Here is a 10,562-nt window from a genome sequence, read left to right as displayed (position 1 = left end):
GTCGCGCTGCCAGTCGCGCGCCGCGGTGGTCTCGCGCTTGTCGTGGGTGTTCTTCCCCTTGGCGAGCGAGAGTTCGATCTTCGCCAGGCCCTTGTCGTTCCAATAGAGCTTGGTCGGGATGATCGTGCGGCCTTCGCGCTGGACGGCGCCGATCAGCTTGTCGATCTCCTTGCGCTTCAAGAGCAGCTTCCGGTGCCGGCGGGGCTCGTGGTTGAAGTGCGGCCCGGCCTGGGCGTAGGGCGGGATGTCGGCGTTGACGAGCACGATCTGCTTGCCCTCCACCGCCGCATAGCTCTCGGCGATGTTGGCCTTGCCGTTGCGCAGGGACTTCACCTCGGACCCGGTCAGGGCGATGCCGGCCTCGAACGTCTGCTCGAGGAAGTAGTCGAACCGCGCCCGCCGGTTCTCGGCGATCACCTTGCCAGCCATTCCCTAAATCCGCTCATCCCGGCAAACGCCGGGACCCAGATGGCAAGACTCAGATGTGGGTTCGATGGCCTTGGAGTTCATCCGGCCAGACTCCTTAGCCACTCGATCTTGGTCCCGGCGTTCGCCGGGATGATCGGAATAGAGCCATGCCATCAGATCAGGCCCGCTTCCCGCATTCCGACCAGCACTTCTTCCCGCGCCGCCTCCGAGCACGGGACGATCGGCAGGCGGCAGTCCTCGGCGCAGAGGCCGAGGTGGGCGAGCGCGAACTTGGTCGGCGCGGGCGAGGCGTCGGCGAACAGCGCCTTGTGCAGGCGAATCAGCCGGTCCTGGCCGTAGAGTGCGCCCTGCCACTGGCCGGACAGCGCGTCGTTGTAGAACTGGGAGCAGAGCTCGGGCGCGACGTTGCAGGTCACCGAGATGCAGCCGTGGCCGCCGTGGGCCACGTAACCCAGGCCGCCGTCGTCGTTGCCCGACAGCATGACCCAGTCCTCGCCGCACTCCAGGCGCTGGAGGCTGGCGCGCGGCAGGTCGCCTGTGGCGTCCTTGATGCCGACGATGTTCGGCAGCTTGGCGAGGCGCGCCAGGGTGGCGTTGGAGATGTCCACGCTGGTGCGGGCCGGCACGTTGTAGACCAGCACCGGCAGCTGCACGGCGTCGTTGATGGCCTTGTAGTGCGCGTAGAGGCCCTCCTGGCTGGGGCGGTTGTAGTAGGGCGTCACCACGAGGGCGGCGTCGGCGCCCACCGTCTTGGCGTGCTGCGTCAATTCGATCGCCTCGGCCGTAGAATTGGAGCCGGCGCCGGCGATCACCGGGACGCGGCCTTTCGCCGTAGCGACACAGAGCTCCACGACCCGGCGGTGTTCTTCGTGCGAAAGGGTGGCGGTCTCGCCCGTGGTGCCGACGGGCACCAGGCCGTGGACGCCGCCCGCGATCTGGCGCTCGACAAGGGACACGAAGGCGTCCTCGTCGACCGCGCCGTTGCGGAACGGGGTCACCAGCGCGGGAAGGACGCCGCGGAAAAGGGGTTCGGACATGTGTTGGGTTTCGGAAGCAAAAAGCCGTGAAGATGTCGCCTAGTGAGGCGACGTTCAGATTTGCCGGGACAATATGTGAGCGTGGGCTCCGCCCGCAATGTCGATTCCGTGCATCGTTCAGGGATCCCCATGGTCGTCGGGGGGGAGAAGGTTGAACTACAAGGTCCGTAACGCCCTGCTCGCCGGCTGCGCCATCATGGTGGCGACGACGGTCGCGCGCGCCCAGCCGGCCGACCCGATCGGCGACCTCTTGAGCAGCAGCCCGCAGCTTCCGAGCGCGCCGCAGCCCTATATGCCGGCCCGCCAGACGGTGGCGCGGCCGCTCAGCGGCTCGGACCAGGCGCTGTTCGCGCAAGGGCTGGCGGCGGCCAAGCGCGGCGACGTCTCGGGCGCGAAGAACGCCATCTCGAGCCTTTCCGATCCGATCGCGCGCAAGCTGGTCACCTGGGCGATGGTGGACGTGAACGCCGAGCGCCTGGGCTTCTGGGACCTCGATTCGGCGCGCCGCGACCTGGCGGGCTTCCCGCGCGGCGCGCGGCGCCAGACCGCCGCCGAGCGCATGCTGGAGAGCTCCGGCAAGTCGCCCTCCGAGATCGTGGCCTGGTTCGCCGCCGACGGACCGCAGAGCGCCCACGGCGCCATGGCGCTGGCCCAGGCCTACCGCGGCCTGGGCCGCCAGACCGAGGCACAGAGCCTGATCCGCACCTGGTGGACGACCAGGAGCTTCGAGGCCGACGTCCAGCGCAGCATCCTGAGCCGGTTCTCCGACGTGCTGACCGTGGACGACCACGTGCGCCGCACCGACGTCCTGCTCTATGGCGCGCAGGGCCCCGCGGCGCGCGACATGATCACCCTTTTGCCGGCCGACCGGCAGGCCGCCGCGCTGGCGCGCATCTCGCTGCGGGGCGATTCGGACGCCGCCTACCAGGCGCTGACGCCGACCGACCAGACGACCCCGGGCGTGGCGTTCGAGCGGGCGGCCTATCTGCGCCGCAAGGGCCGCGAGAGCGAAGCCATCGCCCAGCTGGCCTATGCGCCCAAGGAAGTCGTCACGCCCGAGCAGGCCGAACGCACCTGGGACGAGCGCTATCGCCTGACCCTGTGGGCCATCCGTGGCGGCGACTGGCGCAGCGCCTACCAGGCCGCAGCCAACACCGGGCTCGACCAAGGCTCGGACGCCACCGAGGCCGAGTTCTATGCCGGCTGGATCGCGCTGAACCGGCTGAACGACCCGGCAGCCGCCGGCCGCCACTTCGCGAACATCACGCGGATCGGTTCGTCGCCGATCACCCGCGGCCGCGCGCTCTACTGGGAGGGCCGCGCCGCCGAGGCCCGCCGCGACGCGGCTGCAGCCGAGGGCTTCTACCAGCGCGCCGCCGAGCACGGCACGACCTTCTACGGCCAGCTCGCCGCCGAGAAGCTGGGTCTGGCCCTGGTGCTGCCCAAGGACCCCAACGCGACCGAAGCCGAACGCCGGCGGTTCGAGGACCGCGACGCGGTGCAGGCCATGCGCATGCTGGCGGACCAGAACCAGCGCGACCTGTTCAAGGTCTTCGCCCTGCACCTGGATGACGTGCTGCCCGACCGGGTGGAGCAGGCGCTGCTGATCGACGCCATCCGCAGCTATGGCGACCAGGACACCTCGATGAAGGCGGCGCGTGGCGCGGCCCAGCGGGGCTTCATCCTGGCCGACCGCGCCTATCCCTACCGCACGCCGCCGTCCGTCATGGGCGCGCCCGAGCCGGCGCTGGTGCTGGGGGTCACCCGCCAGGAGAGCGGCTTCGACCCCGGGGTCCGCTCCGGCGCGGACGCGCGCGGCATGATGCAGCTCCTGCCCTCGACCGCCGCCATCGTCGCGCGGCGGATGGGCGTGGGCTACTCGGCCTCGATGCTCTACGAGCCCGACTACAACATGCGGCTGGGCTCCAGCTACCTGGGCCAGATGGTGAACCGGTTCTCCGGTTCGTACGTGATGGCGGCGGCCGGCTACAACGCCGGCCCCGGCCGTCCCGCGCAGTGGGTGAGCATGTGCGGCGACCCGCGCGCCGGTTCGACCGACCCGCTCGACTTCATCGAATGCATCCCGTTCTCGGAGACCCGGAACTACGTGATGCGCGTGCTGGAGAACATGACGGTCTACCGGGCGAAGATGAACGGCGGCTCGGCCAAGATCACGCTGTCGCAGGACCTCAAGCGCGGCGGCTACGGCGGCTACTCGCTCTCGGTCCAGTCGGTGGCGACCACCTCGAACTGATCCGCCGCTCACCCGGGATCATTGGGCCGGAATAGCGTCAGCCTGAGCCTTGGCCGGCCGGGTCTTGAACCATGCCACCACGAACAGCACCGCCAGCACGAGGTCGGGGCTGGCCAGCATGGGCACGGTGATGGCGATGCGGCCCTGGCCGAACAGGGTCCAGGCGGCGCCGGCGTAGATCAGCTTGCCCAGCGCTCCCAGCAGCATGAAGGGCCGGTAGCGGTCGGGGTGACGGGCGATCAGCAGATAGGCCAGCTGCCACGCGAAGGTGGACGCGACGAAGCCGTAGAACGTGTCGGGATGGCTGAACGGCTTGCCGGTGGCGCCGGCCAGCGCGTCTTCGAGGAAGAACAACGGTCCCACGACCAGCACGCCCCAGACGCCGCCGATCCAGAACACCCACTTGGCAAAGGCCATCGCGCCCTCCCCTTCAGCCCGTGGGGAGACTAGGCCGGGCCTCAGTCGATGACGAGGCCGTTCAGAAGGCCGTCGAGCGTCACCCGCATCAGCTCCTCGCGGTCGGCCCACTCGAAGTTCGGACGCGCGATCATGAGCGCGACGACGCCATGGCACGACATCCATAGCGCCTGTGCCGCCGAATCGCCGGCGCCCGTGCGCAGGCGGCCGCTGGCGGCGATCTCGCGGACGACGCCGCAGAACGCATCGTACGACTTCTCGGACAGGTCGGAGGTGCGCTCGGGCCGGGGATCGGCCGAGTCCTGCGAGGGGGCGCAATAGACGAGGTGGTAGGCGTTGGGATGCTCCAGGCCCCAGCGCATGTAGGCGTCGAGCATCATCCGGGTGCGCACCACCGGGTCCAGCGGGCGGGCGGCGATCTCGCTGTTCCGGGCAAGCAACTGGCTCAGCACGCCCTCGACGATCTCGTGAAGGATGCAGGCCTTGTCGGCGAAGTGCATATAGAGCGCGGTGGAGGAGACCCCCACCTCGTCGGCGATCCTGCGGATCGTGGCGCCCTCATAGCCTTCAGCCACGAAGATACGTTCAGCAGCCTCGAGGATCTCGGCCCTTCGCAGGTGACCGTCCCCCTTGGCCTTGCGCGCGGTTTTCCGCGTCGCGGAGGCGATGACGCCCATGGAGTCTCCCAACATCCGTCAGCAGCCGGTACCGGACCCCAATTCCGTAACTGTGACAAGTCCTTGTCAGCAGGCTGGACGGTGCGGCCTGTCACCGCGTAAGGGGCGCCCATGAGCCCGCCCGCCATTGCGCCGGAATCGCAGGTCATGCGCACGACCGGCTGGGAAGACTATGCCCTGCTGGACTCCGGCGGCGGGCGGAAGCTGGAGCGTTACGGGCCCTACAAGGTGGTGCGGCCCGAGCCGCAGTGCCTGTGGACGCCCAGGCTGCCGCAGAGCGCTTGGGACGACGCGGACGCCGTCTTCGACCCGACCGACGAGGAGGACGCCGGCCGCTGGCGCTTCAGGGGAAAGCCGAAGGAGACCTGGCCGCTGGCCTGGGGCAAGGCGCGCTTCCACGGGCGGTTCACAGCCTTCCGCCACCTGGCGTTCTTCCCCGAGCAGGCGGCGAACTGGGCCTTCCTGGACGAGGCGGTGCGAAGCGCGGGCGGGCAGCCGCGGGTGCTGAACCTGTTCGGCTACACGGGCGTCGCAAGCCTGGTGATGGCCGCGGCGGGCGCGGCGGTGACGCATGTCGACGCCTCGAAGAAGGCGGTGGCCTGGGCGCGGGAGAACGCCGAGTTGTCGGGGCTTTCCGACAGGCCGGTCCGCTGGATCGTCGAGGACGCCAAGAAGTACGTCGCCCGCGAGGCCAGGCGGGGATCGAAGTACGAGGGCATCATCCTGGACCCGCCCAAGTACGGCCGCGGGCCGGACGGCCAAGTGTGGCGTCTGTTCGAGGACCTGCCTGAACTTGCGACGCTGTGCGCCCAACTTCTTTCGGAAAATGCGAAGTTCCTGGTGCTGAACGCCTATGCCGAGCGCATTTCGGGCGCCGCGCTGGCGGGACTGCTGGCCGAGAAGTTGGCGAACCGCAGCGGCAGCATCGAGTGGGGCGAGCTCGCGCTGTTGGAGGACCGCGGCGACCGGGCCATCGGCATGAGCTTCTACGCCCGGTGGCGCGCATGAGCGCCCGCACCGTCACCTCGCTCTCGAACCCTACGGTGAAGGCCGTCCGCGCGCTGCACATGCGCAAGGAACGCGACGAAACGGGACTGTTCGTCGCCGAGGGGCTGAAGAACGTGATCGAGGGGATCGACACCGGCCACGCGCCGAAAATCCTGATGCACGGGCCGGACGCCGCGCAGCACCCCATGATGAAGAAGGCCGTGCAGGCAACGCTTTCCGCCCGCGGCGAAGTGCTGGAAGTCACCCACGACATCCTGGCCAAGGTGTCGCGGCGGGAGAACCCGCAGGCGGTGGTGGGCGTGTTCCCACAGGCGTTCGTGGGCCTGGGCGACGTGAAGCCCGGGACGGCCGAGTGTGTCGTGGCGCTGCACCGGGTCCGCGACCCGGGCAACCTCGGGACCATCGTACGCACGGCGGACTCCGCGGGCTGCGGCGCGGTGATCCTGGTGGGCGAGTGCTGCGACCCCTACTCGGTCGAGGCCGTGCGCGCGACCATGGGCTCGATCTTCGCCGTGCCGCTGGCGAAGGCGTCGGAGACCGAGTTCGCCGCCTGGCGGACGGGCTGGAAAGGCTCGGTCGTGGGCACCCTGCTCTCGGCCGGCGTCACCCACAGCGACGCGACCTACGCCAAGCCGGCGATCGTGCTGATGGGCAACGAGCAACAGGGTCTGACGCCGGACATGGCGGCGCTGTGCGACGTGAACGTGAAGATCCCCATGCGCGGCCGGGCCGACAGCCTGAACCTGTCGGTGGCGACCGGGATCATGATCTACGCCGCCACCGCCTGACGTCGCTCCGCGAACACGTTTGACGAAGCCGCCCCTTGGCCTAGCGTAGGGCAAGCGACAGGCGGGGTGTCGACGATGGCGACGATCGCAAGCGCGACGGTTCCACGGGCGGGGCGCGGATCCTTCTACGTCTGGATGCACGTCGCCTGCATCGCGACCGCGGTGCTGGGCTTCGTGCCCACCTATTGGCAGCCGCTGGCGGCGGGGGTCTTCAAGGCCAACCCGGTGGTGCACCTGCACGGCGCGATCTTCTTCGGCTGGACGGTGTTCGCGCTGGTGCAGTCGAGCCTCGTGGCCTCGGGCCAGGTGGCGCGCCACCGCGCCACGGGGCTGGCGGGCATCTCTTTCGCCACAGTGCTGGTGCTCTTCGGCCTGCTCGCCGGCCTGAACGGACTGAAGGTGGGCATCGCCACCGGCTACGCCGAAGCGGCGAAGGCCTTCCTGATCGTCCCCATCTCGCTGATGGCCACCTTCGCGGTGCTGTTCACACTCGGCGTGGCCAACCTCCGCCGGCCCGAATGGCACCGGCGCTTCATGATGCTGGCGACGATCTCACTCCTGAACGCGCCGATCGCGCGGCCGCTGCTGGTCTGGGTGTGGCCGGTCGTTCCACCGGCCCAGCCGCCGGTCTGGATCAATGTGCCGGCCTGCTGGCTGAGCTACCTCCTCGTCCTGCCGCTGATGCTGCACGACTGGCGGATCCAGGGCCGCGTGCATCCGGTGTACCAGATCGGCCTGCCGGCGCTGATGTTCGTGGCCTGGGTCGTCGTGCCGATCAGCGAAACGGCCGCCTGGCGCGCCTTCGCGGACGGCTTCCTGGCGCTGGGCGGCACGCCGCCGGGCTAAGGGATGTCACAAGCGGACCGGCTCCCGCGTCCTAGGCGCAAGAGAACAGGAGACCTCCCCCCATGACCACCCGTCTCAACCCCTACGCCGTCGCGCCCGGCGGCATCCAGAAGATGATCGAGCTCGAGGAGTTCCTGAAGAACTCGGGCCTCGAGTACAGCCTCTACGAGCTGGTGAAGATGCGCGCCTCGCAGATCAACGGCTGCGCCTTCTGCCTGCACATGCACTCCAAGGACGCCCGCGCCGCCGGCGAGAGCGAGGAACGGCTGTACCTCCTGAACGCCTGGCGGGAGTCCAGCCTCTACACGCCGCGCGAACGGGCGGCGCTGGCCTGGACCGAGGCGCTGACCCTGCTTGCGCAAACCGGCGCGCCGGATACCGACTACGATGGCCTGAAGCCGCACTTCAGCGAGGTGGAGATCGTGAACCTCACGCTGCTGATCGGCCTGATCAACAGCTGGAACCGCCTGGCCGTCGGCCTGCGCAGTCAGCACCCGAGGACCTGGGCGGCGAAGGCGGCTTAGCCCTTCCCTCCCTTGATGAGGAGGGTGGCGAGCGAAGCGAGACGGGTGGGGACGAGTCGATCCTCCCCGACCTCGGCACTCCGGCCCACCCTTCCCCACCCTGGCCGCTACGCGGCCTGTCCCTCCCCATTAAGGGAGGGAAATCACGTCCCCCTGGGCTTCGCCCGCGTCGTCGGTGCGGCGGCCGCCGGATCCTCGGGCCAGACGTGCTTGGGGTAGCGGCCGCGCATGTCGGTGCGGACGTCCTTCCAGGAGCCCTTCCAGAAGCCCGGCAGGTCCTTGGTCGTCTGGATCGGGCGGTGGGCGGGCGACAGCAGCGACAGCGTGAGCGGGACGCCGCCGACAGTCGGGTGGGCGGCGAGGCCATAGACTTCCTGTACCCGGACGTCGACGCGGGGCCCGCCCTCGGCGGCATAGTCGATGGCGAAGCTGTTGCCGGTGGGCGCGGTCCAGCGGGCCGGGGCTTCGTGATCCAACCGCCGCTGTTGGTCCCACGGGACCAGGGTGCGGAGCGCGCCGTCGAGGACGTCGGGCTTCAGCGCGTTCAAGCCGCGCAAGCCCTCCAGAACCGGCGTGAGCCAGTCGTCGAGCTGGGCCAGCAGAGCCGCGTCCGACAGGTCGGGCCAGGCGGCGTCGCGGGCGTGCAGGAAGGCCGCTCGCTCGCGCAGGCTCCGGGCCGCTTCGCCCCATGGGAGCACTTGCAGCCCCTCGCGCCGAACGCGGTCGGCCAGGGCGCGGGCGATCAGGGCGGGGTCGGGGCTCTCGTCAACCGCCTCGCGGACCGTGAGCTTGCCCAGGCGGGTGATCCGTTTGGCGCGCAGGCGGCCGCCACCGCTCTCTTCGAGCCTCTCCTCCACCTCGAACTGGTCTTCGAAGGCCGCGAGCTCGGCCGGCTCCAGGGGCGCGGCCAGCAGGATGCGGTCGCGGCGGTCGCCGCCGCCCAGTTCGGCTACGGCAAGCCAGGGCTCGCGGGCCAGGGCGTCGGTCGGCTCGACGAAGGCGCCGCGGCCGGTGACGAGCTGGAACTCCCCCTGCCCGCCCCGCGCCTTGGCGACGCGCTCCGGATACGCGAAGGCGAGCAGCAGGCCGTCCGAGAGCGCCTCGCCCTTGCCGGGCTTGCCGGTCAGCCCCGCCCAGCGCTCGGCCAGCGCCTTCGCGTCGCGGGCCCGGGGGCTGCGATCGCGGTCCAGGGCGTCCAGGCGGTGGCGGAGGTCGGCGTCGCGGCCGCCCAGGGTGCGTTCGGTGATCAGGGCGGCGATGCGGGCGGCGCGAGCGGCCTGGCCGGTGTCGGCGGCCTTCAGCACCATGTGAGCGAGCCGGGGCGCGAGCGGCATGTCGGCGAGCGCCCGGCCGTGAGCGGTGAGCACGCCCGCGTGGTCGAGCGCCTCGAGGCGTTCAAGGAGTCCGCGCGCCTCGGCGAAAGCGGCGGCAGGCGGCGGGTCGAGGAAGGCCAGGTCGGCGGCGTCCTTCGCCCCCCAGCGGGCGAGATCGAGGGCCAGGCCGGAGAGATCGGCGTCGAGGATTTCGGGGTCGGCATAGGCCGGCAGCGCGCGGGTCTCGGCCTCGTCCCACAGGCGGTAGCAGGCGCCGGGCTCGGTGCGCCCTGCGCGGCCGCGGCGCTGGTCGGCGGCGGCTCTGGAGACTCGGACGGTGGCTAGCCGCGTGAGGCCGCTCGCCGGGTCGTAGCGCGGCACGCGGGCGACGCCGGAATCGATCACCACGCGCACGCCCTGGATGGTCAGGCTGGTCTCGGCGATCGAGGTGGCCAGCACCACCTTGCGGCGGCCCGGCGGCGCCGGCTCGATGGCGCGGTCCTGATCGCGAGGATCGAGGGCGCCGTAGAGCGGCGCGATCTCGACATTGGGCCGGGCGCGTTCGGCGAGGCGCTCGGCGGTGCGCAGGATCTCGCCCTGGCCCGGCAGGAAGACCAGCAGGCTGCCGGTCTCCTCGGCCAGCGCGCGCTCGACGGCGCGGACGGCCTGGTCCTCGAGGCGCAGGCGATCGTCGCGGCCCAGGTAGCGGGTCTCCACCGGGAACATCCGGCCCAGGCTCTCGACCACCGGCGCATCGTCCAGCAGCCGGGCGACCGCGGCGCCGTCCAGGGTGGCGGACATCACCAGCAGGCGCAGGTCATCGCGCAACAGGCGTTGAGCGTCGCGGGCCAGGGCCAGGCCCAGGTCGGCGTCCAGGCTACGCTCGTGGAACTCGTCGAAGATCACGCAGGCGACGCCGGCCAGCTCGGGATCCGCCAGGACCATGCGCGTGAACACGCCCTCGGTGACCACCTCGATGCGGGTGGCGGCCGAGATCCGGCTCTGCATCCGGACCCGGTAGCCCACGGTCTCGCCGACCCGCTGCCCCAGCGTCTTGGCCATCCGCTCGGCGGCGGCGCGGGCGGCGAGCCGCCGCGGCTCCAGCACGATGATCTTGCCATCGCCCCGCCACGGCTCGGCCAGAAGCTCCAACGGGACCACCGTGGTCTTGCCCGCGCCGGGCGGCGCCACGAGCACGGCGGCGTTCGACGCGGACAGCGCCGCCTTCAGTTCGGGCAAGGCCTCATGGATGGGAAGCATTCGCCCGGC

The 10,562-nt window shown here is 70.6% G+C and carries 10 protein-coding genes; 5 read left to right on the top strand and 5 right to left on the bottom strand.

Annotated features, from left to right (window positions below; genetic code table 11):
* Both smpB and dapA read right to left on the bottom strand, forming a co-directional pair.
* A partial coding sequence (smpB, locus tag VGD44_RS20645) for an SsrA-binding protein SmpB (protein WP_331090264.1) occupies window positions 1-429 on the bottom strand: 429 nt, incomplete at its 3' end.
* A 152-nt stretch (window positions 430-581) separates the two neighbouring features.
* Window positions 582-1,466: a 4-hydroxy-tetrahydrodipicolinate synthase gene (gene dapA, locus VGD44_RS20640; protein WP_331090263.1), complete on the bottom strand. Its 885-nt coding sequence runs from the start codon at window positions 1,464-1,466 to the stop codon at window positions 582-584.
* A 151-nt stretch (window positions 1,467-1,617) separates the two neighbouring features.
* Between dapA and VGD44_RS20635 the strand changes: the two genes are divergently transcribed.
* Entirely contained in the window at window positions 1,618-3,720 is a 2,103-nt protein-coding gene (locus VGD44_RS20635) for a lytic transglycosylase domain-containing protein (protein WP_331090262.1), read from the top strand.
* An 18-nt stretch (window positions 3,721-3,738) separates the two neighbouring features.
* On the opposite strand, the gene VGD44_RS20630 is transcribed toward VGD44_RS20635, so the two are convergent.
* Both VGD44_RS20630 and VGD44_RS20625 read right to left on the bottom strand, forming a co-directional pair.
* Window positions 3,739-4,137: a hypothetical protein gene (locus VGD44_RS20630; protein WP_331090261.1), complete on the bottom strand. Its 399-nt coding sequence runs from the start codon at window positions 4,135-4,137 to the stop codon at window positions 3,739-3,741.
* A gap of 41 nt (window positions 4,138-4,178) precedes the next feature.
* Entirely contained in the window at window positions 4,179-4,814 is a 636-nt protein-coding gene (locus VGD44_RS20625) for a TetR/AcrR family transcriptional regulator (protein ID WP_331090260.1), read from the bottom strand.
* Window positions 4,815-4,925: 111 nt separating this feature from the next.
* Between VGD44_RS20625 and VGD44_RS20620 the strand changes: the two genes are divergently transcribed.
* The 4 genes from VGD44_RS20620 to VGD44_RS20605 all read left to right on the top strand — a co-directional run bounded on the left by VGD44_RS20620 (window position 4,926) and on the right by VGD44_RS20605 (window position 7,980).
* Window positions 4,926-5,822, top strand: a complete 897-nt coding sequence (locus VGD44_RS20620; protein WP_331090259.1) for a class I SAM-dependent methyltransferase — start codon at window positions 4,926-4,928, stop codon at window positions 5,820-5,822.
* Window positions 5,819-6,610, top strand: a complete 792-nt coding sequence (locus VGD44_RS20615; protein WP_331090258.1) for an RNA methyltransferase — start codon at window positions 5,819-5,821, stop codon at window positions 6,608-6,610. Before VGD44_RS20620 ends, VGD44_RS20615 begins: the two co-directional genes overlap by 4 nt.
* 75 nt (window positions 6,611-6,685) lie before the next feature.
* Entirely contained in the window at window positions 6,686-7,456 is a 771-nt protein-coding gene (locus VGD44_RS20610; protein ID WP_331090257.1) for a hypothetical protein, read from the top strand.
* A 62-nt stretch (window positions 7,457-7,518) separates the two neighbouring features.
* On the top strand, window positions 7,519-7,980 hold the full coding sequence (locus VGD44_RS20605; protein ID WP_331090256.1) for a carboxymuconolactone decarboxylase family protein: 462 nt from the start codon (window positions 7,519-7,521) through the stop codon (window positions 7,978-7,980).
* A 143-nt stretch (window positions 7,981-8,123) separates the two neighbouring features.
* Here VGD44_RS20605 and hrpB read toward each other — a convergent pair whose 3' ends face one another.
* Complete coding sequence (hrpB, locus tag VGD44_RS20600) at window positions 8,124-10,553, bottom strand: ATP-dependent helicase HrpB (RefSeq protein ID WP_331090265.1); 2,430 nt, start codon at window positions 10,551-10,553, stop codon at window positions 8,124-8,126.
* Window positions 10,554-10,562 lie beyond the last annotated feature (9 nt).

This window comes from Phenylobacterium sp. (genome assembly GCF_036402295.1).
Taxonomy (GTDB): domain Bacteria; phylum Pseudomonadota; class Alphaproteobacteria; order Caulobacterales; family Caulobacteraceae; genus Phenylobacterium.
The sequence above is the reverse complement of the archived record's forward strand: the minus strand, read 5'-3'. Positions and strand labels throughout refer to the sequence as shown.

Bases quoted from the DNA above. Each gene is read 5' to 3' on its own strand.
- VGD44_RS20610 (WP_331090257.1), top strand. From the start codon at position 6,686: ATGGCGACGATCGCAAGCGCGACGGTTCCACGGGCGGGGCGCGGATCC.
- VGD44_RS20615 (WP_331090258.1), top strand. From the start codon at position 5,819: ATGAGCGCCCGCACCGTCACCTCGCTCTCGAACCCTACGGTGAAGGCC.
- dapA (WP_331090263.1), bottom strand. From the start codon at position 1,466: ATGTCCGAACCCCTTTTCCGCGGCGTCCTTCCCGCGCTGGTGACCCCG.
- VGD44_RS20630 (WP_331090261.1), bottom strand. From the start codon at position 4,137: ATGGCCTTTGCCAAGTGGGTGTTCTGGATCGGCGGCGTCTGGGGCGTG.
- hrpB (WP_331090265.1), bottom strand. From the start codon at position 10,553: ATGCTTCCCATCCATGAGGCCTTGCCCGAACTGAAGGCGGCGCTGTCC.
- VGD44_RS20620 (WP_331090259.1), top strand. From the start codon at position 4,926: ATGAGCCCGCCCGCCATTGCGCCGGAATCGCAGGTCATGCGCACGACC.
- VGD44_RS20605 (WP_331090256.1), top strand. From the start codon at position 7,519: ATGACCACCCGTCTCAACCCCTACGCCGTCGCGCCCGGCGGCATCCAG.
- VGD44_RS20625 (WP_331090260.1), bottom strand. From the start codon at position 4,814: ATGGGCGTCATCGCCTCCGCGACGCGGAAAACCGCGCGCAAGGCCAAG.